Source organism: Azospirillum sp. A29, assembly GCF_042604625.1.
GTDB classification, from domain to species: Bacteria; Pseudomonadota; Alphaproteobacteria; order Azospirillales; family Azospirillaceae; genus Azospirillum; species Azospirillum palustre.
Genome location: NZ_CP170469.1, coordinates 290,440 through 313,204, shown reverse-complemented (window position 1 = coordinate 313,204; position 22,765 = coordinate 290,440). Strand labels below are relative to the sequence as shown.

Here is a 22,765-nt window from a genome sequence, read left to right as displayed (position 1 = left end):
GTCAGGACTTCACGAACAGCTTGCGCGGCACATTGGCCAGGCATTCGACGCCGGTGTCGGTGATGGCGATGCTCTCGGTGATCTCCAGCCCCATATCCTCCAGCCAAAGGCCGGTCATGAAGTGGAAGGTCATTCCGGGCTTCAGTTCGGTGCGGTCGCCGGGGCGCAGGCTCATGGTGCGCTCGCCCCAGTCCGGCGGATAACTGAGGCCGATGGGGTAGCCGGTGCGGTTGTCCTTGGTGATGCCGTAGCGCTTCAGCACGGCGAAGAAGGCGTTGGCGATGTCCTCGCAACTGTTGCCCGGCCTGGCGGCGGCAAGCCCGGCCTCCATTCCCTCCAGCGTCGCCTTCTCGGCATCGAGGAAGGCCTGGGTCGGCGTGCCGAGGAAGACGGTGCGCGACAGCGGGCAGTGATAGCGTTTGTAGCAGCCGGCGATCTCGAAGAAGGTGCCCTCGCCCAGCTTCATCGGCCGGTCGTCCCAGGTCAGGTGCGGGGCCGAGGCGTCGGCGCCCGACGGCAGAAGCGGGACGATGGCCGGATAGTCGCCGCCGAAGCCGTCCGCCCCCCCGATGCCCCGGATGCCGGCGTCGTAGATCTCGGCCACGAGGTCGCATTTGCGCATGCCCGGCTCGACGCGCTCGACGATGCGGGCGTGCATCGCCTCGACGATGCGGGCGGCCTTGCGCATGTAGTCGAGTTCCTGCGGGCTCTTCACCGCGCGCTGCCAGTTGACCAGCGCCGTCGCGTTCTTGAAGCGGGCGTTGGGCAGGTGGGTGGTCAGCGACTGGAAGGCGGCGGCGGTGAACCAGTAATTGTCCATCTCGACGCCGATGGCGAGATTGCCCCAGCCGCGATCCGCCAGGATCGTCGACAGCAGATCCATCGGATGGCGCTCGGTCGACTGCACGTAATGGTCGGGATAGCCGACGATGCTGTCATGGGCCAGATAGGCGGTGCGCTTGGCGCCGTTTGCGTCCTGTCCGCGTCCGTACCAGATCGGCTCGCCGTGCGGCGGCACGATCACGCATTGGTGGACGTAGAAGGACCAGCCGTCATAGCCGGTCAGCCAGGCCATGTTCGACGGATCGGTGACGATCAGCAGCTCGATGCCGGCCTTGTCCATGGCGGCACGGGTCTTGTCGAGCCGGGCGGCATATTCGGCCCGGCTGAAGTTCAGCGTCGGTTCCAGCATGTCGGGGTCTCTCTCGTAAGAGGAGGGATGTTCAGGCGTCGAAGACGGTGCCGGCACCGGCCGCCAGGGCCCGGCCGCGCGCCAGCGTGGCGATGGCGGTGTCCTGCACCCCGGTTCCGGTGAGGTCGCAGACGGTGATGGCATCGGTGGACGGGCGGCCTGCAGCCTGCCCGGCGATGACGGCGCCCAGTTCGGGAAACTCCCGGTCGGCGGCGACCGCGCCGGCGGCAATCGCGTGGTGCAGTTCGCCCAGCCGGCGGGTCTGCGTCAGGCGGTCGGCGACATAGAGGTCGGCAAGGGACAGGATGGCGGGATCGAGTTCGTTCTTGTGCTCGGCGTCCGACCCCATGGCGGTGACGTGCTGGCCGGGTTCGAGCCAGTCCGCCATCAGGATCGGCCGGTCGGTCGGGGTGGTGGTGACGACGATGTCGGCGCCGACGACCGCCGCCCTGCTCTCCGTCGTGGCATGCACGGGGAAGCCCAGCCGTTCCGACAGGCGAGCGGCGATGGCGGCGGCGCGCTCGGGCTGGCGCGCCCAGATGCGAGCCTCGCGGATCGGGCGGACCAGGGTCAGAGCCTCCAGCTGCAACGCCGCCTGCACCCCGGCGCCGAAGACGGCGGCGACGGCGCTGTCGGGACGCGACAGATGCCTGGCGGCGACCGCCCCCGCCGCCGCAGTCCGCACGTCGGTCAGATAGCCGTTGTCGAGAAGCAGGGCTTCGACCAGACCGGTCCGGCTGCTCAGCAGCACCATCAGCCCGTTGACGCTGGGCAGGCCGAGCGCCGGGTTGCCGAAGAAGCCGGGGCTGATCTTGATGGCGAAGCCGTCGAGGCCGGGGACATAGGCGGTCTTGACGTCGACCTCGCCCCCGCTGCCGCCGGCGAATTCCGGGATGTCGAGCCGCAGGATCGGCGGCATCGCCACCGGGCGGGTGGCCAGCGCCAGGAAGGCGTCCTCGACGCAGGCGACGGCATCGCGGTCGAGCGGAACGATCCGCCGCAGCTCCGCCTCGGTCAGGATGGTCATGCGGGGCATGGCAGGCCTCCGGTGATGATGCGGCGGTGCAGGTCCATGGCGATGTTGCGTCCGGACAGCAGCGCGATTGCCGGGCCGCGCGGCGTCGCCTTGCCGGCGAGCAATGCTGCGATGCCGACGGCGCCGGCGCCTTCGACGATTTCCTGCTCGGCGGAATAGGCATGTTCGATGCCGGCGGCGATCTCCGTCTCGGTCAGCAGGATCACGTCGTCGAGCAGACTGGCGGCAAGGCGGTGGGTGTGGCGGTTGTCGAGCCCGATGCCGCCGCCGAGCGAATCCGCCAGCGTCTCCAGTTCCTCGACCTGGACCGGGCGTCCGGCCTTCAGGCTGGCATGCATCGCGGCGCCGCGTTCCATCGACACGCCGATCACCCGCAGGCGTGGCCGCAGGGCCTTGGCCGCCAGCGCCACGCCGCCGATCAGGCCGCCGCCCGACAGCGGCACCAGCAGCAGCTCGGCGTCGGGCACCGCCTCGATGATCTCCAGCCCCAGCGTGCCCTGTCCGGCAATGACCTCGGCATGGTCGAAGGGCGGGACGGTGGCGAAGCGCTCCTCGCGGACCAGCCGGTCGACCTCGACCTGCGCGTCGTCCTGGGAGCGGCCGACGATGCGGATCTCCGCCCCCAGCGCGCGGATGCCCTCGATTTTGTTGGATGGGACCAGCGCCGACATGCAGACGACGCAGCGGATGCCCGCCTGTGCGGCGGCATGGGCGAGCGCCCGGCCATGATTGCCGGTGGAGGCCGCAGCGACCCCCGTCGCCAGTGCCTCGCGCGGCAAGGCCGACAGCGCGTTGGTGGCGCCGCGCAGCTTGAAGCTGCCGGTGGTCTGGCGGGTCTCCAGCTTCAGGAAGACCGGAGCGCCGCAGCGGGCGGTCAGGCTGGGCGAGGCGACGGTCGGCGTCGCGACAATCCGCCCGGCCAGCCGCGCGCGGGCGCGGAAGACGTCCTCCAGGCCGATGTCCTGCCCGCTCATGACCATGCATCCTGCGGCAGCGGCAAGGTCATCAGCCGCCCGCCTTCGGGACGGGGCCGGTCGTCGCCGCACAGGCGCAGCGTGGCCCAGGCGGTGGCTTGGTTGCTGGTGACGACGGGGCGGCCGATTGCGGCTTCGATCTCGGCGGCGACGACGGCCGAGCGCAGGGCGGTGCAGGAGATGAACAGCGCCTCGGCGTCCGGCGCCATCACCTCGACGGCGGCACGGACCAGACTGGCCGGTGCGATGCGGGCCATCTCGCGGTCGTCGTCCAGCCCGAAGCAGGTGAAGCGTGCGATGTCGAACCCGTGTTCCGCAAAATAGGCGGCCATCGGCCGGCTGGTCTGTTCGGTGTACGGGGTCAGCACGGCGATGCGGCGGGCGCCGAAAGCATGCAGGCCGTGGCGGGCGGCGGCGGGCGGGGTGATGACGGGAACACCCGGCTTGGCCGAGGCGATGGCCTGCTCGATGGCGTCGTCGCCCATCACGACGCTGGCTGAGGTGCAGGAATAGCAAATGGCGTCGAGCGGCTCGTCGGGCAGGATCAGCGCCGCCCCTTCGGCAAGGCGCGGCTGCATGCGGCGCAGATTGTCCGGCGTCGTCGGGTTGGCGTAGGCGATGCGTGCGGTGTAGACGCCGATGCGGTCGCTGGCAACCATGCGGCGGAAGTCCGGTTCGGTCGTGTGGTCGGTCGCCAGCACGACCAGACCGACGCGCTTTTCGACCGGACGGTCGTCGAAGGCCAGCATGGTGTCCGAGCGCAGGATGGGGAGGGAGGACATGGCTGGAAAACTCCAGAGATCGGCTTGCTGCAATCAGCGGGGTGGCCGGAACCGGCGTTCCAGCAGGTGCAGGGCGGGCACGGCGATCAGGCTGATGCACAGGAACAGGACGCCGACCATCGTCATCGGCTCCAGATAGCGGTAATTGCTGTTGGCGACGCCGCGGGCCTCGCTCATCAGCTCGATCACGGTGATGGCCGAGAGCAGCGGGGTTTCCTTGAACATCGCGACGAAATAATTCGCCAGCGCCGGGATCATCGGCGGGATCGCCTGCGGCAGGATGATGTGGCGCCATGTCTGGTAGGGCGTGAGGTTGCAGGCTTTCGCCGCCTCCCACTGGCCGCGCGGCGTGTTGTCGATGCCGGCGCGGAAGACCTCCGACGTGTAGGTGGCGTAATGGAGGCCCAGGCCCACCACGCCGGCGGTCAGCGGCGACAGCAGCAGGCCCAGCTCCGGCAGCACGTAGAACAGGAAATACAGCTGCACCAGCAGCGGCGTGCCGCGGATGAACTCCACCACGAAGCCGGTGATGCGCGCCACCGGCCGGCTTTTCGAGCGGCGCAGCAGGGCGAAGCCCAGCCCGGCGGCGGCGGCCAGGATGGAGCCGAGCAGCGTGGCCAGCAGCGTGATGCGCAGGCCGTCCAGCAGCATCGGCATGATCGCGCGGACGAACTCCCAATCCCATTCCATGGCCGGTTTCCTTAAGTGCGCAGCCCGTCGAGGCCGCGGGTCATGCGGCGCTCCAGGGCTTTCATGCCGAACGAGATCAGGCTGGCGTAGGCGAAGTAGATGACCAGCACGGTCAGGAAGGGCAGCGCGGTGCTGCCGGTCTGCGAGCGGACGACCTGTGCCTGGAAGGTGAGGTCGCTGAGCGAGATCAGCGAGACGACCGAGGTCGCCTTCAGCAGTTCGATGGCGTTGTTGCAGAAGGTCGGCACCATCACCACCGCCGCCTGCGGCAGCAGCACGTGACGCAGGCTTTGCCAGCGCGTCAGGTTCAGGGCGACGCAGGCCTCGTGCTGTTCGCGGCCGATGGACTGCACCGCCGCCCGCACCACCTCGGCGCCATAGGCGCCGACATTCAGCCCGAGCGCCAGCACGCCGGCCTGCAACGGCGTCAGCGTCACCCCGATCAGCGGCAGGACGAAATAGGCCCAGAACAGCTGGACGAAGATCGACGTGCCGCGAAAGAACTCGATATAGGCGACCGACACGGCGCGCACCGTGGAATAGCGCGACAGCCGGCCCAGCCCGGCGAGGAAGGCGGCCGGCAGGGCCAGCGCGCAGCCGAGCACGGTCAGTTTCGCCGTCACCAGCGCGCCGTCCAGCATCAAGCCCAGATAGCCGGCCCAATCAGCCATGAAGCCGAGACCTCCTGCGTTCGGGGAAAAAGCGGAAACGGACGCAGTCGAATGCGCCGAGCCGTCGAATGCGCTGAACTGTCAGATGCGCTGAACTTTTAGATCCGCTGTCCGGCAGCGATGATCTTTTTCAAGAAGGCCTGGGTCCGCTCGTGCGTCGGATTGGTGAAGAGCACGTCGGGCGGCCCTTCCTCCACGATGCGGCCGCGGTCGAAGAACAGCACGCGGTCGGCGAAATCATGGGCGAAGCTCATCTCGTGGGTCACCAGCAACATGGTCATGTCGGTGGACGACCCCAGCATCCGCATGACGCTCAGCACCTCTTCCACCAGTTCGGGGTCGAGGGCCGAGGTCACCTCGTCGAACAGCATGATCCTGGGCTGCAAGGCCAGGGCGCGGGCGATGGCCACCCGCTGCTTCTGGCCGCCGGACAGTTGGGCCGGCATGGCGCGGGCCTTGTCGGCGAGGCCGACGAGGTCCAGCAGTTCCATCGCCCGGCGTTCGGCATCCGCCTTCCTGACACCCTTGGTCAGCATCGGCGCCAGCGTGACGTTGTCCAGCACGCATTTGTGCGGGAACAGGTTGAACAGCTGGAACACCATGCCGATCTTGGTCCGCATCCGGTGCAGGTGCGCCTCGTCGGCGGGGACCAGACTGCCGTTGCGCTCCATCTGGAACAGATGCTCGCCATCGATGCGGATGGTGCCGCTTTCGATGGTTTCCAGGGTCATCAGCGTCCGCAGGATCGTCGTCTTGCCGGAGCCGGACGGCCCGATCAGCGCCAGCTTCTCACCCGGCCGGACTGAAAAACACAGGTCCTGCAGCACGGTGTGCGAGCCGTAGCGCTTCGTGACCCGGTCGATGTCGATGATTGCGTCGGTCACACCGGTCTTCCCTTGCAATGGTTGGCGACCGTGGATGTGCGCAAACGATGCGGGACCGCTTAAATCATGTCAATCCGGAAAATAAAATCATGACAATTCCGGAGGAGGTAGCCTCGGGACGGTCACATGGCGAGCAGAACCGGCTCCGGGTCGCTGTTCAGCAGATTGACGATCACGCGCAGGCCGGCGTGCAACTCCGCCTCGGTGGTGGAGCCGATGGAGACGCGCAACGCGTCGGGGCGCGTTCCGGGACCGATGGCAAAGGCCGAGCCCGGCGCCAGCGCCACCCCCTGATGGCGGGCATGCGACACGAAGGTCGCCTCCGGCCGTCCTTCCCCCAGCGGCAGCCACAGATGCAGCCCTTCGGCATGGCTGCGATGGGGAATGCCCTTCAGGATCTCGGCGGCCAGCGCGTGGCGGCGGTGCAGGGCCTTGCGTTGCCACTCCACCATCTCCATCGCGAAGCCGCTCTCGACCCAGCGGGTGGCGATCTCGGCGACGATGGGCGTCGCGATCCAGTTGGTCACCAGATGGCGATTGGTGACGGCGGCGAGCAGCCGGTCCGGAACCACCAGATAGCCGGTGCGCAGGCCCGGCATCACCGTCTTGGTGAAGCTGGTGACGTAGAGGGTCCGTTCCGGTGCCAGGGCCGCCAGCGGCGGACGCCGGTCGCTCAGCAGGGGCCCGAGCGGATCGTTCTCGACGATGGAGAGATTGTGCCGTTGGGCCAGGCGCGCGATCTCCCGCCGCCGGTCCTCGCCCATGTGGGTCGCGGTGGCGTTGATCGGGTTCGGCATGACGAACAGGGCCTTGGCCGTGCCGTCGCGGCAGGCGGCATCGAGGGCGTCGGGCCGGATCCCGTCCTCGTCGATGGCGACGCCGCGCAGCTTGATGCCGAGATAGGAGGCGAGCGGCAGCAGGGTATGGTGCCCGACCTCCTCCGTCACCACGGTCGATCCGGGAGGGGCGGCGGCCATCAGGGCGATGGTCATGCCGGCGGTGGCGCCGTTGGTCAGGGTGACGTTCGCCGCCGTCGTCTCCACCCCGCACCGGCGCAGCCAGGACACCGCCGTCGCCCGGTGGCGGGCGAACAGGGTGTTGGGGCGGAAGGACAGCACCACGGCCGGCGGCAGGCTGGCGGCAAGCTCCACCAGCGCCCCCCGCATCGCCTCCACATGCAGAGGCTCGCACACCGGCTTCAGGATCGACAGGTCGATCACCTCGTCGGTGCGTTGCGGGATGTAGGGCGGGTCGACCTCGGTCTGGGCGGCGCGGATGAAGGTGCCGCGCCCGGTCTCCCCGCTGATCAGACCGCGCCGGATCAGCTCCTCATAGGCGCGGCTGACGGTCTGGACGGAAATGCCCAATTCGTCGGCAAGCTGCCGGTGGGTGGGCAGCTGGTCGCCGACCGCCAGTTGGCCTTGCGTGATCGCCCGCTGCACCTGATCGGCCAGCGAGAGATAGACGGGCCTGCTCAAAGCCGATGCATCGGGGTGCCACTTTGTCATGCAACATTTCTGCTGGAAATCACCACATTTGACAATGGCGGAAAGCGCGGACATCGTCGGGTCGTCATTTTCCAGAGGCACGCCGCCCCATGCCCGACCTGAAGCTCGATTCCATCGACCTGCGCATCCTTTCGGAAATCCAGCGGGACGGCCGCATCACCAAGCTGGCTCTGGCCGACAGGGTGGGGCTGTCGCCGACGCCGTGCTGGGTGCGGCTGCGCCGGCTGGAGGAGGGCGGCATCGTCACCGGCTATCACGCGCGGCTGGCGCTGCGGCAGGTGACGCCCTTCGCGATGGCGCTGGTCGAGGTGACGCTGGGCAGCCACCGGCAGGTGGATTTCGACCGCTTCGAACGGGCGGTCAAGGCCGAGCCCGGCATCGTCTCCTGCTGGTCGGTCGGCGGCGGGGTCGATTATGTCCTGCGGGTGGTGGCGCGCGACGTCGATGCCTATCAGCGGATCATCGACCGGCTGCTGGACGGCGACGCCGGGATCGACCGCTATTTCACCTACATCGTCACGCGGACGGTGAAGGACGATGCGGCGATGCCGCTGGAGGCGCTGATGGAGGAGCCGGGCGGCTCCGTCCCACCCTGATAGAGACTTTCTCTTCCTGCCCACCGCGGGAAAGAGACACTCTCCGCCACACAGGCCCAGTTCGGACACAGTCTCCACCGCACCCCCGCTAGACTCCGGAACACCGGCGCTTCGGCGCCGCCCCTTTATTCCGGAGGTGTCCATGACCGCGCAGCTGTCCCGCCTGGACCGTCACGACGCCGTCGGCCGCCTGAGCGACCGCCGGCTGCTGCGTGAACTCGCCTATGTCGGCGGACGCTGGACCGCGGCGCCCGACGGCGCCACCTTCGCGGTGACCGACCCGGCCAGCGGGCGGACCCTCGCCCAGGTCGCGGCGCTGGACGCCGCCCAGGCGACCGCCGCCGTCACCGCCGCTTCCGTCGCCTTCCCGGCCTGGAGCGCCCGGCTGCCGCAGGACCGCGCCGCCCGCCTGCGCGACTGGTTCGACCGCATCGCCGCGGCCAGGGAGGATCTGGCCCTCCTGATGACCTTGGAGCAGGGCAAGCCGCTCGCCGAAGCGCGGGGTGAGATCGACTACGCCGCCTCCTTCGTCGAATGGTACGCGGAGGAAGCCAAGCGGGTTAGCGTCGAGAGCATCGCCAGCCATTTGCCCGGCGCCGAAATGCTGCTGCGGCGGGAGGCGCTGGGTGTGGTCGGCATGGCGACGCCGTGGAACTTCCCGTCGGCGATGCTGACGCGCAAGGCGGCGGCGGCTTTGGCCGCCGGCTGCACCGTGGTGGCACATGCGTCGTCCGAGACGCCGCTGTCGGCGCTGGCACTGGCCGAACTGGCGGAGCGGGCGGGCATCCCCGCCGGCGTGTTCAACGTCCTGACCGGCGATCCGGAGCCGCTGGTCGGCGCGCTGTGCGACGACGCTCGCGTCCGCGCCATGAGCTTCACCGGCTCCACCGAAATCGGCAGCCGCATCGCCGCGCGCTGCGCCCCGACCATGAAGCGGCTGGCGATGGAGCTGGGCGGCCATGCGCCGCTGCTGGTCTTCGCCGACGCCGATCTGCAACGGGCGGTGGACATCGCCATCGACGCGAAGTTCGCCACCTCCGGCCAGGACTGCCTCGCCGCCAACCGCATCTATGTGCAGCGCCCGCTCTACGACAGCTTCTGCGCCGCCTTCACCGCCCGGAGTGCCGCGTTGCGCGTCGGGCCGGGGCTGGAGCCGGAGGTGCAGATCGGCCCGCTGATGAACGGGCGGGCGGTCGACAAATGCGCCCGCCATGTCCGCGATGCGCTGGACCGCGGCGCCCGCTGCCTGACCGGCGGCGAGGTCCATCCCGCCGGTCCGCTGTTCTACCGTCCGACTGTGCTGGCCGACGTGGCGCCGGACTCGCTGATCTTGCGCGAGGAGACCTTCGGCCCGGTCGCCGCGATCCTGCCCTTCGATGACGAGGCGGAAGCGGTGGCCCGTGCCAACGACACCGACTACGGCCTCGTCGCCTATCTGGTGACCCGTGACTCCGGCCGGATCCTCCGCCTGTCGCGGGCGCTGCACTACGGCATGGTGGCGGTCAACCGGGTGAAGATCACCGGCGCGCCGGTTCCCTTCGGCGGGGTCAAGCAATCCGGCCTCGGCCGCGAAGGCTCGCGCCATGGGATGGAGGCCTTCACCGAACTGAAATACGTCTGCCTCGATGCCGCCTGAACCCGCCGCCTGAACCGAAATTCCTGTTTGGGAAAACACGCCATGACCGACCTGACCAACGAGCTGACCGCCTGGGACCGCGACCATTTCTTCCACCCGTCGACCCACATGGCGGCGCATGCCCGCGGCGACACGCCGACCCGCGTCGTCACCGGCGGCGACGGCGTCTACATCACCGACCGTGACGGCCGGCGCAGCCTGGATGCCTTCGCCGGCCTCTATTGCGTCAATGTCGGCTATGGCCGCCGCGAGATCGCCGACGCCATCGCCGAGCAGGCCAGCAAGCTCGCCTATTATCACGCCTATGTCGGGCATGGCAGCGAACCGTCGATCACGCTGGCCAAGATGATCGTCGACCGGGCGCCCGCCGGGATGTCGCGCGTCTATTTCGGCCTGTCGGGATCGGACGCGAACGAAACCAACATCAAGCTGGTCTGGTATTACAACAACATCCTCGGCCGGCCCGAGAAGAAGAAGATCATCTCGCGCTGGCGCGGCTATCACGGGTCGGGGGTGATGACCGGCAGCCTGACCGGGCTGGAACTGTTCCACAAGGCCTTCGACCTGCCGCGCCCGCCGGTGCTGCACACCGAAGCCCCCTATTACTTCCGCCGGGCCGACCGCAGCATGAGCGAGGAGCAGTTCTCCCAGCACTGCGCCGACCGGCTGGAGGCGTTGATCCAGGCGGAAGGGCCGGAGACCATCGCCGCCTTCATCGGCGAACCGGTGCTGGGCACCGGCGGCATCGTTCCGCCGCCCGCCGGCTATTGGGAGAAGATCCAGGCCGTCCTGGACAAGCACGACATCCTGCTGATCGCCGACGAGGTGGTGACCGGGTTCGGCCGGCTCGGCAGCATGTTCGGGTCCGACCATTACGGCATCAAGCCGGACCTCATCACCATCGCCAAGGGGCTGACCTCCGCCTATGCGCCGCTGTCGGGGGTGATCGTCGGCGACCGGGTGTGGAAGGTGCTGGAGCAGGGCTCCGACCAGCTCGGCCCCATCGGCCACGGCTGGACCTATTCGGCGCATCCGCTCTGCGCCGCCGCCGGGGTGGCGAATCTGGAGCTGATCGACACGCTCGATCTGGTGACCAACGCGCGCGAGACCGGAGGCTATTTCCGTGCGGCGCTGACCGACGCGCTGGGCGGGCATCCGATGGTCGGTGAGGTGCGCGGCGAGGGCATGCTGGCGGCGGTGGAGTTCGTCGCCGACCGGGACGAGCGCCGCTTCTTCCCCGCCGAGGCGAAGGTCGGGCCGCGCCTGTCCGCGGCGCTTCTGGAGCGGGGAGTGATCGCCCGCGCCATGCCCCAGGGCGACATCCTCGGCTTCGCACCGCCGCTCTGCCTGACGCGGGAGGAGGCCGACATTGTGGTGGCGGCGACGGCGAAGGCGGTGAAGGCGGTCGCGGCCGAACTCTGAACGCCGAGCTCTGAGCGGGGTTCCGTCAGCCCTCGCGCCAGTCCTGGCGACTGGCGCGATATGGCCGGCCATCGTCAGGGGCGGACGGTCATGGCATCATCGCCGTCGAGACGGCCTAGCAGGGCTGATCGGCGTGCTGACGCGAGACCGACTGCCCGGTGAACCGCTCGACGCAGGCCGAGAGGCTCGCCAGGGTGGTCTCCTGGTAGACCCAGGGACCGAGCCCCGCACGCGCAACGGTGATTTCCCGGCGATCCCCAAGGTCGGTGATGGTCGCCGTGAAGCCGCCGACCGCGACACTCTGCTGGGAACAGGTCATTTGGACGCCCTCCTCGACATCATGCCGCAGGGTGGACCGCCGCGCTTAACGAGGCATGAACATATGGCAGTATGTGAACCGCCTACCCACAAATAGCCCGGTTCGTTGGCTCGCGGAATCATCACTCAACCGGTGGATCAGGCCACCCGCATCCGGTCGGCGTCGATGTCCAGCGTGTCGAGCCAGGTCGGGTCCAGCTTCGGAACCGACGAGAACAGCAGTTTCGAATAGGGGTGCTGCGGCTGCTGCCGGTCGGCGGGGATGATGGTCTCCACCGTCTGTCCGCGATACATCACGACGATCTCGTCGCAGATCGCCTCGATCACCGACAGGTCGTGGCTGATGAAGACATAGGACAGGCCAAGTTCGCGTTGCAGTTCCTTCAGCAGGTCGATGACCGCCGCCGCAACCACGGTGTCGAGGGCCGAGGTGATCTCGTCGCACAGGATCAGCTTCGGCTCGGCGGCGAGCGCACGGGCGAAGTTCACCCGCTGCTTCTGGCCGCCCGACAATTCGGCCGGGCGGCGGTGGCGCAGGGCGCGGGGCAGGCGGACCATGTCCAGCAGCGCATCGACCCGCGCATCGCGGGCCTTGCCGCGCAGGCCGTGATAGAAGGTCAGCGGACGGCCGAGGATGTCCTCGATGGACTTGGCCGGGTTGAGCGCGGTGTCGGCGTGCTGGAAGACGATCTGCAGGTCGCGCAACTGGTCGTGGCTGCGCTGGCGGGCGCTGTGCCACAGCTCCTTGCCGTTGAACTGGATGTCGCCCTTGCAGGCCGGCAGGATCCCGGCGATGGCGCGCGCCAAGGTCGATTTCCCGCAGCCGGACTCCCCGATGATGCCGAGGTTGGTGCCCCGCTTCACCTGCAGGCTCACCCCCTTGACGGCGAGCACCAGCGGCTGCCCGTTCGACTGCGGCGGACCGTAGCCGGCGCTCAGCGTGTTGATCTCCAGCAGGGGAGCGCCGCTGTCGGCGACTGGCAGCGCCTCGCGCCCGCCGGTGTCGGGGTGGAAGGCGTGCAGCAATTCCTGGGTGTAGGGGTGGGCCGGGCGCGTCAGGATGTCGTGGACGCTGCCGGTTTCCTGCACCGCGCCGTTGCGCAGCACCATGATGCGGTCGGCGATCTGCGCGACCACGGCCAGATCGTGGGAGACATAGACGCAGGCGATCCGGTGCTGGGCGGTCACCGCCTTGAAGGCGCGCAGGACCTCGACCTGGGTGGTGACGTCCAGCGCCGTCGTCGGCTCGTCGAAGATCACCACCTTGGGATCGCCGATCAGCGCCATCGCCGCCGCCAGCCGTTGCAGCTGGCCGCCCGACACCTGATGCGGGTACCGGTCGCCGATGCTGTCGGGATCGGGCAGGGACAGGGCGCGGAACAGGGCGACCGCCCGGCGGCGGGCCTCGTCCGGCGGCATCAGGCGATGGATCCGCGTCACCTCGATGACCTGCTCCATGACGGTCGAGGCCGGGTTGAAGGCGGCGGCGGCACTCTGCGGCACATAGGCCACGGTGGTGCCGCGCAGTGCGGCCCGGTCCTTTTCCGACAGCGTCACCATGTCATGGCCGTCGACCTTCACCGTTCCGCCGGAAATTCGGCAGCCCGGACGGGCGTAGCCGAGCAGCGTCATGGCGGCGGTGGTCTTGCCGGAGCCGCTTTCGCCGATGAAGGCGACGGTCTCGCCGGCGGCGATGTCCAGGTCGATGCCCTTCAGGATCTGGATCCAGCGGCCGGAATCGGTGGTGGCCTCGACCGTCAGGCCGCGGATTTCGACAAGATTCGTCATCAGGAAGCACTCCGGTCCCGGATCTTCTGCGGAAGATTGTCGATCAGCAGATTGACGCTGATGGTCAGGGTGGCGATGGCCAGCGACGGCACGATCACCGCCGGAGCGGCGAAGGGCAGGCCGCCGATGTTCTCGCGCACCAGCGCCCCCCAGTCGGCATAGGGCGGCTGGACGCCCAGCCCCAGGAAGGACAGGCCCGACAGCAGCAGGACGATGAAGACGAAGCGCAGGCCAAGGTCGGCCAGCACCGGGCCGATGATATTGGGCAGAATCTCCGATGCGATCAGATAGGGCAGCCTTTCGCCCCGGATGCGGGCGACCATGATGAAATCCATCGTGTCGATGTTGATCGCCAGCGCCCGGCTGAAGCGGTAGGCGCCGGGGACATAGATGACCGACAGGGTCAGGATCAGCACGGGGATGGACGAGCCCACCGCCGCGACCACCATCAGGCCGAACAGCTTGCTGGGGATGGAGTTCATGGCGTCGAGGATGCGGCTGACCACCATGTCCACCGGCCCGCGCAGCACCGCCGAGGTCATGCCCAGCACCACGCCGGTGAAGCAGGCGATGGACACCGCGGCCAACGAGATGCCGACGGTGTAGCGGGCGCCGTAGATGATGCGGGACAGCATGTCGCGGCCGAGATAGTCCGACCCCAGCCACAGGCCGGGCCGCATCGGGCCGAAATAGTCGAGGTCGATCATCTCGCCCACCGAATGGGGCGTGATGTAGGGGGCGAAGAGGGCGACCAGCGCCCAGAACAGGACGACTGAGAAGGCGGCGAGGCCGACCAGGTTGATGCGGTAGCCCGACCATGCCGCCAGCGAGCCGATGGAAGCCCTGGAGCCGGTGGAGGCCCTCGGTTCAGTGGAAGAGTGTGTCTTCATCGGAGCCTCGGGTTCGACAGGATGGCGACGATGTCGGCGGTGGTGATCAGGATCAGATACCCGAAGCAGAAGATCATCGCGCAGGACTGGATCAGCGGCAGGTCGCGGGTGGACACCGCATCGACCATCAGCTTGGCGATCCCCGGATAGTTGAAGATCGTCTCGACGATGATCACGCCGCCCAGCAGGTAGGAGAGCGACAGCGCCACCGCGTTGGAGATGGGCCCGAGCGCGTTGGGCAGGGCGTGGCGCAGGACCATGCGGGGCCGCGACGCCCCTTTCAGCAGCGCCATCTCGACATAGGGCGTGTTCAGCGTTTCGATCACGGCGGCTCTGGTCATGCGGATCATCTGCGCCGACACCCCGAAGGTCAGGGTGATGACCGGCATGGCGTAGGCCCGCAGCAGGCCGGAGAAACTGTCGACATTGTAGGTGAAGGACAGGGCCGGCAGCCATTTCAGGTAGACGGCGAACACCAGCACGGCCAGGGTCGCCAGCACGAATTCCGGCACCGAGATGACGCCGATGGTGGCGATGGTGACGATGCGGTCATAGAGCGTGCGCCGCCACATGGCGGCGGTGATGCCAAGCGTCAGCGCCAGCGGCACCGACACCAGGGTGGTCAGCCCGGCCAGCTTCAGGGTGTTGGCGAGCCGGCCGGAGATCAGCGTGGCCACCGGCATATGGTTGGCATAGGAGGTGCCGAGATCGCCCTGGAACAGGCCGCCGATCCAGTAGACGAAGCGCAGCAGGGCCGGATCGTCCAGATGCATGGCCGTGCGCAGGCCGGCGATGGCTTCCGGCGTCGCCGCCTGCCCCAGCAGGATGGTCGCCGTGTCGCCGGGCAGCAGGGTGGTGGCGAAGAACACGGCGAAGGACACGATCGTCAGCGTGACCAGTGCGATGAGCAGCCGACCAAGGATGAGGGACGGAACGCGTGATGTCATGCTTGGCCTCCGCAAGGCGAGGCGCCCCCGGAGGGGTTGCCCGAATGGGCCGCGACGGGCCGGAACGGCCGGCCCTGCGGCCGTCCCGTTCCGCCCGCCCACTGTATCAGGCGGCCAGCCAGACATACTCGGCGAAAGCGTAGCCCATCATGCCGCCCAGCGGGCTGGGGGCGAGGCCCTTCAGCTTGTCGTTGATGGCGTCGACGTTGGAGATGTAGGCGGGGATGATGGTGCCGGCCTCTTCGGCGATCATCACCTGCATGTCGTTGTAGATCTCCTTGCGCTTGGCCTGGTCGAGCATGCCGCGCGCTTCGATCATCATCTTGTCGAACTTCTCGGACTTGTACTTGCTCTCGTTCCACGGCGCTTCGGAGGCGTAGAGCAGGGAGAACAGGATGTCCGGCGTCGGCCGCGGGTTGATGTTGCCGAAATGGATCGGCGACTTCAGCCAGTAGTTGCTCCAATAGCCGTCGGACGGCACGCGCTGGACGTCGAGCTTCATGCCGATCTCGGCGGCGGAGGCCTGGATCACCATCGCCATGTCGATGGCCGACGATGCGGCATCCGACGTGATCACCGGGATCGACTGACCCAGGACGCCGGCCTTCTTGAACAGCGCCTTCGCCTTTTCCGGGTCGAACGCCTTCGGCTTCAGGGCGGCGTTGTGGTACGGGTTCACGGGCGAGACCGGCTGGTCGTTGCCCACCTCGCCGAAGCCGCGCAGGGCCGATTTGACGATCTGCTCGCGATTGACGATGTACTTCATCCCATCGACGAAGTCCTTGCGGCTGCCGGGCTCCATATCCAGGCGGATGTTCAGGTCGGTGTAGTTGCCGGACGTCGTCTTCGACAGGGCGAAGCCCTTCTGCCCGTCCACCAGACGGGTGGAGCGCGGGTTGATCGACGCGGCGAGATGGATGTCGCCGGACAGCAGCGCGTTGACGCGGGCATTGTCGTCGCTGATCGCGAAGAACTCGAAGGAGTCGACGTTCGGTCCGCCCTTCCAGTAATTCTGGTTGCGCAGGCCGATGGAGCGCACGCCCGGCTCGAAGCTCTTGCAGGTGAAGGCGCCGGTGCCGTTGCCCTTGGAGAAGTCGGTGGTGCCGTCGGCCACGATCATGAAATGGTGGGTGGCCAGGATGGTCGGCAGATCGGCGTTGGGGCTGGCCAGCGTGATCTCGACGGTGGTCTTGTCGACCGCCTTGAACTCCGTCATCTGCGCGGCGATCTTCGCGACCTTGGAACCGACGGCCGGATCGAGGTGGCGCTTCAGCGAATACACCACGTCGTCGGCGGTCAGCGACTTGCCGTCGTGGAAGGTGACGCCCTTGCGCAGCTTGACCGTCCAGGTCTTGGCGTCGCCCGATTCCACGCTCTCCGCCAGCTCCATCTGCGGGATGCCGTTCTGGTCCAGCGTGGTCAGGCGGTTGTAGAAGGCGCAGCAGCGGACATAATCGGTGGACAGCGACGCCTTGGCCGGATCCAGCGTGTCGGCGGTCGAGGACGACCAGCCGGCAGCCTTCAGCGCGCCGCCCTTCACCGGCGTGGCGGCCAGCGCCATGCCGGCGCGGCCCAGAACGAGGTCGGCGGCAGCCAGCGACACCCCGCCGGCCAGCAGCATCTTCATCAGGTCGCGGCGCGTGGCCCCGCGCCGGATGGCGCTTTCGACCATGCTGTCGTCAGTCCGGGTCCAGCTTTTGGGAGTCCGGGTTTCAGGCGTCTTGGTCATGTCTGCCTCACTCTGTTCAGGATTGTTCGTTCGTTTCTTTATTCAGCGCGCTCCGGTTTGGCCCGGTTACGCGGAAGCCGTCTTCGGCTCTGCGGCCGCTGCTTCGACGGCATCGGCCAGTTCCGCCATCGAGCGGAAATGGAAATCCGGTTCGGTGAACTCGGCGGGCTCGATGGTGCCGCCATAGCCCTTCTGGGCATGCCGCCGCTGGATCCAGCAGTTGGTCATGCCGAGGCGGCGGGACACGCCGATGTCGTGATACTGGCTCTGCGCGACGTGCAGGATGTCGTCCTTGCTGCCGCCGTCGCGCTCGACGAACTCGAACACCTGCTGGAAAAAGGCGGGGTTGGGCTTTTCGACGCCGGTGTCGTCGGCGGTGAAGCCGGCAAAGAACGGATCGCCCAGCTCGCGGGAGAAATGGGTGAAGGCCCAGCGCCGCGCGTTGGTCATCGCGATCAGCTTGTAGCGCTTGGCCAGACGCGCCATGGCCTCCCGGCTGTCGGGGAAGCCGGCCCAGGCCGCCGCGGAATCCCGCAGGCGTTCGCCGTACTGCGTACCGGCGGGCAGCCCCAGCCTGGGCGCGATCACCGAATAGACGCGCGCCAGATCGTCGGGGAACAGGTCGGCATTGTCGGCATAGCGCGCCTCGCGGTAGAGGGTCAGCGCCGCCTCGCCGTCCACGTCGGTACCGGCCTCCGCCGCGATTGCGGCGAGGCAGTCCTTGATGCCGGATTCGAAGTCGATCAGGGTGCCGACGACGTCGAAGGTCAGATACTTGAAGCTCAGCAGACTCTTGGTCAACGCACCATCTCCTCATCAAGGACCGCAGGGGAACCGTTCCGGTCCGGCGGGGCGTTTCAGGTCCGGCGGCAACCTCCGCCGGGATGTCTTTTGGAGGTGGTCCCTCTTGAGCTGGCCTGGAGATTCGGTCTTCTTCCCCTCCAGTGTGGTCCAAGGGTTGGGTGAGGGTCTCCGAATCTTCGGTGCTGGACAGCAGAAAATGCTGGATACGGAGGTATCCGCGGTTTTTTCCACGGACACCCCCTTTTTCGCCTAGCGCATCGCCCGGCGGACGTCGGGATCGTCCAGGGTCTGGTCGAGTGTTTGGGCCGTCCGCTCCAGGATCGCGTCGATGTCGTCGTCGGTGCAGCAGAGCGGCGGGGCATAGCCCAGCACGCCGTTGGCGAAGGCGCGGATCACCAGACCGTTGGACCAAGCCCGGTCGAAAATCCGGCGCGACGGTTCGGCGGCGGCGGGCAGGGGGGTCTTGCGCTCCTTGTCCACCACCAGTTCGATGGCGGCCAGCATGCCGCGCCCGCGCACGTCGCCGACCAGCGGGTGGTCGCGCAGAGCGTGCAGCCCGGCCATCAGCCGCGCCCCGGCCCTGGCGCCGTTGGCGAGCAGGCTGTCCTCGTACAGGCGCAAGGCCGCCAGCCCCACCGCGGCGCTGACGGGGTGGGCGGAGTAGGTGTAGCCATGGCCGACCGCGCTGCTGCCGGCGGCGTCCGCGATGGTATCGTACACCGCGTCCGACAGGAAAACCGCGCCCATCGGCACATAGCCGGAGGTCAGGCCCTTCGCCGTGGTCATCATGTCGGGGACCACGCCATCGTCGGTGCAGGCGAACAGCGGTCCGGTGCGGCCGAAGCCGGTGATGACCTCGTCGGCGACGAACAGGATGCCCAGGCTGCGGCAGCGGTCGCACATCGCCTTCATCCAGCCGTCGGGTGGCACCAGAACGCCGCCCGATCCCTGGATCGGTTCGGCATAGAAGGCGGCGACCCGCTCCGGTCCGCCGATTTGGGCGATCTTCGCGTCGAGGGCGGCGAGCGAGGCGGCGATGATCGCATCGGCATCGTCGCCCACCGGGTTGCGGTAGGCGTAGTGTGACGGAATCTTGTGCTGCCAGTCGAAGGGCACACCGAAGCCGGCATGGAAGGCGGGCAGCGCGGTCAGCCCCGACCCGACGGTGGAGGAGCCGTGATAGCCCTGCTCGATGGAGATGAACTGGTCGCGCTGCGGCTGCCCCTTGGCCAGCCAGTAATAACGGATGAAGCGGATGGTGCTGTCCACCGCATCCGACCCGCCCAGCGTGAAATAGACATGGTTCAGGTCGCCGGGCGCCCGTTCGGCGAGTGCCGCGGCCAGCCGGATCGCCGGTTCGCTGCCAAGTCCGAAATAGCCCGTGGCGTAGGGCAGTTCCTGCATCTGGCGGGTGGCGGCGTCGATGAGGCTCTGCTGGCCGTAGCCGGCGTTGACGCACCACAGGCCGGCGAAACCGTCGACCAGTTGGCGGCCGGCGGCGTCGGTGACCGTCGCCCCGGCGCCGGAGGCGATGATCCGCACCCCGGCCTTCTCATGGCCGCGATATGACGCGACGGGATGGACCAGATGGGCACGGTCGAGTTCGATCAGGGAATTGCTGAGCATGGTCCTCTCCGGATCAGCCGAGTGCCTGGCTGGCGAGCGCGAAAGTCGAAACGGGGGCGGGCGACGCGGGAGCTGCCGCTGGCGCCGGGCGGCGCATGGCGATGCCGCCGCCGACAGGACGCAGACCGCAATCGGCCAGCCATAGGGCGAGGCCGGTGTCGGCGGTGGTGTCCACCCGCAGGAATTTTCCCGGATGCGCGGCGACGAGCGGGCCGATCAGCGCCTTGGCGCCGTCCGCGTCGGGGGCGACCACCGGGCCGACGACCTGACCGCGGCCGAAGTCGCGCAGAGCGGCGAAGCCGGCGGGGACACCGTTCCGGCGCAGCAGCGTGAAGGACCCGACCCCGGCGATGCGCTCCAGCAGCAGGCGGCGGTCGGCGCCGAAGGCTTGGCGGTCCAGCGCGGCGATGGCCGCAAGATCCTCCGCGCCGGCCGGGGCGACCTCCTCCGCCGCCACCGGCGGAACCGGACCGGCTTCGCCCTGGTGCTGGAGGACGGTGCCGACCTCGCGGAAGCCCAGCTTTTCGTAGAGCGGCAACCCCTCGCTGGTGGCGACGAGGCGCAGGGGGCGGTCGTCCGCCAGCGCCATCGCCTCGTCCATCAGACGGCGGCCGAGGCCCTGCCCGCGCCAGTCCTCGTCGACGATGACCATGTTGATGGTGGCGGCATCCTCGCCATAGGGCGTCGTCAGCACGGTGCCGACCAGCCGGCCCGATCCGGCGTCCACGGCGACCAGCCCCCGGCTCAGCGACAGGAGCAGCGACCAGTCTTCCAGCCGGTGCGGCCATTGCGCCTGCCGCGACAGGGCAAGCGCATCGTCCAGATGCTTCGGCTCGAAAGCCGCACAGTCGATCGCTCTCTTGGGAACCGTATTCTTGTTCATGGGCAGTCCTTTCACCCTCTGCCTCCAAGAGTGTGCGCAGCGGCCCCGGACGTTTGTCTGAAGGCGACACCCGCCGCGACATCTTTCACCTTTGCTCCGGCAGCCCGCCGCATCTTATGCCGCGACGATGACGGGCGAACCCGCGGGCGGGGCGTCCATCCCCTGTTCCGGGCGCCCTGGCGCCGTTTCCCTCCCAACCAAATGCTGAGTGCCGAGACGGAAACGGAACTTTGTGCTTTCGCGCCCGGTAATTCGGTCAGGCCCGGCTTCGCGGCGACGTTAGGATCGTGGGGCAGGGCCGGCAGCGCCCCATTCCCAATTCGCCCCTCCCACGTCGTTCCATCTCAAGGAAGCAGCCATGAGCCAGTTCCGGCCGAAATACGTCACCTTCGATTGCCACGGCACGCTGATCAACTTTCAGATGGCCGAAGCGGCGCGCGACCTGTACGGGTCGATCCTCGACGAAGCGCGGATGACGGAGTTCATCAAGAACTTCGCCGCCTACCGTCTCGACGAGATCATGGGCGACTGGAAGCCCTATGCCGAGGTCGTGCACAATGCGCTGGAGCGCAGCTGCAAGCGCAACAACGTCGTCTTCCGCGACGAGGATGCGCGCATGGTCTACGAGCGGGTTCCCACCTGGGGGCCGCACCCGGACGTGCCGGCCGGTCTGGCCAAGGTCGCCAAGGAAATCCCGCTGGTCATCCTGTCGAACGCGATGAATGACCAGATCCCGTCGAACGTGGCGAAGCTCGGCGCGCCCTTCCACGCCGTCTACACCGCCGAACAGGCGCAGGCCTACAAGCCGCGCTTCCAGGCGTTCGAATACATGTTCGACATGCTCGGCTGCGGGCCGGAGGACATCCTGCACTGCTCCTCCTCCTTCCGCTACGACCTGATGTCGGCGCACGATCTGGGGATCCGCAACAAGGTGTGGGTCAACCGCGGCCACGAACCGGCCAACCCCTATTACGGCTATACCGAGATCCGCAGCATCGCCGACCTGCCCGGCGTGGTCGGGCTTTAAGGGACGCGTTTCACGGTTCAGGCTGCAACGGGAAGGACCCAGGTCATGAAATTCGTCTCCTACTGGCATGACACCGCTTCCGCTTTCACCGGCGGGGCCGAGGGGCCGGTCGATGGCCATTACGACGTTGCCGTCGTCGGGGGAGGATTCACCGGCCTGGGTGCCGCCCGCCAGCTCGCCAAGGCCGGAGCGCGGGTGATCGTGCTGGAAGCCGGTCATGTCGGCGGCGGGGCTTCGGGACGCAACGGCGGGCACCTCAACAACGGTCTGGCCCACAGCTTCATCGCCGCCAAGACCGCGCTGGGGACGGAGCGCGCCGTCGCGCTCTACCGGGCCTTCGACCAGTCCATCGACACGCTGGAGGCGCTGATCGCCGAAGAGGGCATCGATTGCAGCTTCCGCCGCGCCGGCAAGCTGAAGCTGGCCTCCAAGCCGGCGCATTTCGACGCCATCGCCCGCAACTTCGAGGTGGTGCACCGCGAGGTCGATCCCGACACGGCGCTGCTGACCGCCGAAGAGCTGAAGGAAGAGGTCGGCTCGCCGTTCTTCGGTGCGATGCTGTCGCGCAAGAGCGCCATGATGCATATGGGCCGCTTCGTGGTCGGGCTGGCCGCCGCCGCCAGGCGCCATGGCGCGGTTCTGGTCGAAAACGCGCCGGTCGGCGCCATCGCCCGCACGGGCGACCGCCACACGCTGACCACGCCGCGCGGCACGGTCACCGCCAAGGAGGTGCTGGTCGCCACCGGCGCCTACACCACACCGAACTTCAGCCATTTCCGCCGCCGGATCATCTCGGTCGGCAGCTTCATCATCGCCACCCGCCCGCTCAGCGACGGTGAGATCGCATCGGTGGTGCCGGGCAACCGCACCTACGTCACCTCGATGAACATCGGCAACTACTTCCGCCTGTCGCCCGACCGGCGGCTGATCTTCGGCGGCCGGGCCCGCTTCTCGGCGACGTCCGACCAGCAGTCCGACGCCAAGAGCGGGGCGATCCTGCGCGCGAGCCTCGCAAGGATTTTCCCGCAGATCGCCAGCATCGACATCGATTACTGCTGGGGCGGGCTGGTGGACATGACCAGCGACCGCTATCCGCGCGCCGGTTACCAGGACGGGCTGTGGTACGCCATGGGCTATTCCGGCCACGGGGCGCAGCTGTCGACCCATCTCGGCATGACCATGGCCGACGCGATCCTGGGACGCGAGGACCGGAACCCGCTGAAGGATATGTCCTGGCCCGCCGTCCCCGGCCATTTCGGCAAGCCCTGGTTCCTGCCGCTGGTCGGGCTGTATTACAAGGCGCTCGACCGCATTCAGTGATCGGCGGGAAGCGTCAAAAAAAGCCCGGCGGGTGCGAACTGC

21 protein-coding genes are annotated in these 22,765 nt (G+C 68.1%); 5 read left to right on the top strand and 16 right to left on the bottom strand.

Annotation, left to right across the window (positions count from 1 at the left end; all coding sequences use genetic code 11):
* Position 1: 1 nt before the first annotated feature.
* The 8 genes from doeA to ABNQ38_RS35510 all read right to left on the bottom strand — a co-directional run bounded on the left by doeA (position 2) and on the right by ABNQ38_RS35510 (position 7,737).
* Positions 2–1,189, bottom strand: coding sequence for an ectoine hydrolase DoeA (gene doeA / locus ABNQ38_RS35545; protein WP_377811463.1), 1,188 nt, complete (start codon positions 1,187–1,189; stop codon positions 2–4).
* Between the two features lie 34 nt (positions 1,190–1,223).
* A complete protein-coding gene (gene eutC, locus ABNQ38_RS35540) occupies positions 1,224–2,228 on the bottom strand; it encodes an ectoine utilization protein EutC (RefSeq protein ID WP_377811283.1) in 1,005 nt (334 codons plus the stop codon).
* Complete coding sequence (gene eutB, locus ABNQ38_RS35535; protein ID WP_377811282.1) at positions 2,216–3,208, bottom strand: hydroxyectoine utilization dehydratase EutB; 993 nt, start codon at positions 3,206–3,208, stop codon at positions 2,216–2,218. The genes eutC and eutB overlap by 13 nt, the downstream gene beginning before the upstream one ends.
* A complete protein-coding gene (eutA, locus tag ABNQ38_RS35530) occupies positions 3,199–3,984 on the bottom strand; it encodes an ectoine utilization protein EutA (protein WP_377811281.1) in 786 nt (261 codons plus the stop codon). The genes eutB and eutA overlap by 10 nt, the downstream gene beginning before the upstream one ends.
* A gap of 33 nt (positions 3,985–4,017) precedes the next feature.
* Entirely contained in the window at positions 4,018–4,674 is a 657-nt protein-coding gene (ehuD, locus tag ABNQ38_RS35525) for an ectoine/hydroxyectoine ABC transporter permease subunit EhuD (RefSeq protein ID WP_377811280.1), read from the bottom strand.
* A gap of 11 nt (positions 4,675–4,685) precedes the next feature.
* Entirely contained in the window at positions 4,686–5,345 is a 660-nt protein-coding gene (ehuC, locus tag ABNQ38_RS35520; protein ID WP_377811279.1) for an ectoine/hydroxyectoine ABC transporter permease subunit EhuC, read from the bottom strand.
* A 98-nt stretch (positions 5,346–5,443) separates the two neighbouring features.
* Complete coding sequence (gene ehuA, locus ABNQ38_RS35515) at positions 5,444–6,229, bottom strand: ectoine/hydroxyectoine ABC transporter ATP-binding protein EhuA (protein ID WP_377811278.1); 786 nt, start codon at positions 6,227–6,229, stop codon at positions 5,444–5,446.
* Between the two features lie 122 nt (positions 6,230–6,351).
* Positions 6,352–7,737, bottom strand: coding sequence for a PLP-dependent aminotransferase family protein (locus ABNQ38_RS35510; RefSeq protein WP_377811277.1), 1,386 nt, complete (start codon positions 7,735–7,737; stop codon positions 6,352–6,354).
* 89 nt (positions 7,738–7,826) lie between these two features.
* On the opposite strand from ABNQ38_RS35510, the gene ABNQ38_RS35505 reads away from it, so the two are divergent.
* The 3 genes from ABNQ38_RS35505 to ABNQ38_RS35495 all read left to right on the top strand — a co-directional run bounded on the left by ABNQ38_RS35505 (position 7,827) and on the right by ABNQ38_RS35495 (position 11,391).
* A complete protein-coding gene (locus ABNQ38_RS35505; RefSeq protein WP_377811276.1) occupies positions 7,827–8,333 on the top strand; it encodes an Lrp/AsnC family transcriptional regulator in 507 nt (168 codons plus the stop codon).
* 142 nt (positions 8,334–8,475) lie between these two features.
* Entirely contained in the window at positions 8,476–9,969 is a 1,494-nt protein-coding gene (locus tag ABNQ38_RS35500; RefSeq protein ID WP_377811275.1) for an NAD-dependent succinate-semialdehyde dehydrogenase, read from the top strand.
* Between the two features lie 42 nt (positions 9,970–10,011).
* On the top strand, positions 10,012–11,391 hold the full coding sequence (locus tag ABNQ38_RS35495) for an aspartate aminotransferase family protein (RefSeq protein ID WP_377811274.1): 1,380 nt from the start codon (positions 10,012–10,014) through the stop codon (positions 11,389–11,391).
* A gap of 115 nt (positions 11,392–11,506) precedes the next feature.
* On the opposite strand, the gene ABNQ38_RS35490 is transcribed toward ABNQ38_RS35495, so the two are convergent.
* From ABNQ38_RS35490 to ABNQ38_RS35455, 8 genes are all read right to left on the bottom strand, one after another.
* Complete coding sequence (locus ABNQ38_RS35490) at positions 11,507–11,710, bottom strand: hypothetical protein (RefSeq protein ID WP_377811273.1); 204 nt, start codon at positions 11,708–11,710, stop codon at positions 11,507–11,509.
* 137 nt (positions 11,711–11,847) lie between these two features.
* Positions 11,848–13,497 carry an ABC transporter ATP-binding protein gene (locus ABNQ38_RS35485; protein WP_377811272.1) on the bottom strand — a complete coding sequence of 550 codons (1,650 nt, stop codon included), beginning with the start codon at positions 13,495–13,497 and terminating at the stop codon, positions 11,848–11,850.
* Positions 13,497–14,387, bottom strand: coding sequence for an ABC transporter permease (locus ABNQ38_RS35480; RefSeq protein WP_377811271.1), 891 nt, complete (start codon positions 14,385–14,387; stop codon positions 13,497–13,499). Before ABNQ38_RS35480 ends, ABNQ38_RS35485 begins: the two co-directional genes overlap by 1 nt.
* On the bottom strand, positions 14,384–15,334 hold the full coding sequence (locus ABNQ38_RS35475) for an ABC transporter permease (protein ID WP_377811270.1): 951 nt from the start codon (positions 15,332–15,334) through the stop codon (positions 14,384–14,386). Before ABNQ38_RS35475 ends, ABNQ38_RS35480 begins: the two co-directional genes overlap by 4 nt.
* Positions 15,335–15,440: 106 nt before the next feature.
* Positions 15,441–17,063 (bottom strand): ABC transporter substrate-binding protein, encoded by a 1,623-nt coding sequence (locus ABNQ38_RS35470; RefSeq protein ID WP_377811269.1) that lies wholly within the window; start codon positions 17,061–17,063, stop codon positions 15,441–15,443.
* 66 nt (positions 17,064–17,129) lie between these two features.
* Positions 17,130–17,864: an HAD-IA family hydrolase gene (locus ABNQ38_RS35465; RefSeq protein ID WP_377811268.1), complete on the bottom strand. Its 735-nt coding sequence runs from the start codon at positions 17,862–17,864 to the stop codon at positions 17,130–17,132.
* Between the two features lie 252 nt (positions 17,865–18,116).
* Positions 18,117–19,493 (bottom strand): aspartate aminotransferase family protein, encoded by a 1,377-nt coding sequence (locus tag ABNQ38_RS35460; RefSeq protein WP_377811267.1) that lies wholly within the window; start codon positions 19,491–19,493, stop codon positions 18,117–18,119.
* 13 nt (positions 19,494–19,506) lie between these two features.
* Positions 19,507–20,376, bottom strand: coding sequence for a GNAT family N-acetyltransferase (locus ABNQ38_RS35455; RefSeq protein ID WP_377811266.1), 870 nt, complete (start codon positions 20,374–20,376; stop codon positions 19,507–19,509).
* A 358-nt stretch (positions 20,377–20,734) separates the two neighbouring features.
* Between ABNQ38_RS35455 and ABNQ38_RS35450 the strand changes: the two genes are divergently transcribed.
* Together ABNQ38_RS35450 and ABNQ38_RS35445 are read left to right on the top strand one after the other, a co-directional pair.
* Positions 20,735–21,403, top strand: a complete 669-nt coding sequence (locus ABNQ38_RS35450; protein ID WP_377811265.1) for a haloacid dehalogenase type II — start codon at positions 20,735–20,737, stop codon at positions 21,401–21,403.
* A gap of 45 nt (positions 21,404–21,448) precedes the next feature.
* A complete protein-coding gene (locus ABNQ38_RS35445) occupies positions 21,449–22,723 on the top strand; it encodes an NAD(P)/FAD-dependent oxidoreductase (RefSeq protein WP_377811264.1) in 1,275 nt (424 codons plus the stop codon).
* Positions 22,724–22,765 lie beyond the last annotated feature (42 nt).

Bases quoted from the DNA above. Each gene is read 5' to 3' on its own strand.
- eutC (WP_377811283.1), bottom strand. From the start codon at position 2,228: ATGCCCCGCATGACCATCCTGACCGAGGCGGAGCTGCGGCGGATCGTT.
- eutB (WP_377811282.1), bottom strand. From the start codon at position 3,208: ATGGTCATGAGCGGGCAGGACATCGGCCTGGAGGACGTCTTCCGCGCC.
- eutA (WP_377811281.1), bottom strand. From the start codon at position 3,984: ATGTCCTCCCTCCCCATCCTGCGCTCGGACACCATGCTGGCCTTCGAC.
- ehuD (WP_377811280.1), bottom strand. From the start codon at position 4,674: ATGGAATGGGATTGGGAGTTCGTCCGCGCGATCATGCCGATGCTGCTG.
- ehuC (WP_377811279.1), bottom strand. From the start codon at position 5,345: ATGGCTGATTGGGCCGGCTATCTGGGCTTGATGCTGGACGGCGCGCTG.
- ABNQ38_RS35510 (WP_377811277.1), bottom strand. From the start codon at position 7,737: ATGACAAAGTGGCACCCCGATGCATCGGCTTTGAGCAGGCCCGTCTAT.
- ABNQ38_RS35505 (WP_377811276.1), top strand. From the start codon at position 7,827: ATGCCCGACCTGAAGCTCGATTCCATCGACCTGCGCATCCTTTCGGAA.
- ABNQ38_RS35500 (WP_377811275.1), top strand. From the start codon at position 8,476: ATGACCGCGCAGCTGTCCCGCCTGGACCGTCACGACGCCGTCGGCCGC.
- ABNQ38_RS35495 (WP_377811274.1), top strand. From the start codon at position 10,012: ATGACCGACCTGACCAACGAGCTGACCGCCTGGGACCGCGACCATTTC.
- ABNQ38_RS35490 (WP_377811273.1), bottom strand. From the start codon at position 11,710: ATGACCTGTTCCCAGCAGAGTGTCGCGGTCGGCGGCTTCACGGCGACC.
- ABNQ38_RS35485 (WP_377811272.1), bottom strand. From the start codon at position 13,497: ATGACGAATCTTGTCGAAATCCGCGGCCTGACGGTCGAGGCCACCACC.
- ABNQ38_RS35480 (WP_377811271.1), bottom strand. From the start codon at position 14,387: ATGAAGACACACTCTTCCACTGAACCGAGGGCCTCCACCGGCTCCAGG.
- ABNQ38_RS35475 (WP_377811270.1), bottom strand. From the start codon at position 15,334: ATGACATCACGCGTTCCGTCCCTCATCCTTGGTCGGCTGCTCATCGCA.
- ABNQ38_RS35470 (WP_377811269.1), bottom strand. From the start codon at position 17,063: ATGACCAAGACGCCTGAAACCCGGACTCCCAAAAGCTGGACCCGGACT.
- ABNQ38_RS35460 (WP_377811267.1), bottom strand. From the start codon at position 19,493: ATGCTCAGCAATTCCCTGATCGAACTCGACCGTGCCCATCTGGTCCAT.
- ABNQ38_RS35455 (WP_377811266.1), bottom strand. From the start codon at position 20,376: ATGAACAAGAATACGGTTCCCAAGAGAGCGATCGACTGTGCGGCTTTC.
- ABNQ38_RS35450 (WP_377811265.1), top strand. From the start codon at position 20,735: ATGAGCCAGTTCCGGCCGAAATACGTCACCTTCGATTGCCACGGCACG.
- ABNQ38_RS35445 (WP_377811264.1), top strand. From the start codon at position 21,449: ATGAAATTCGTCTCCTACTGGCATGACACCGCTTCCGCTTTCACCGGC.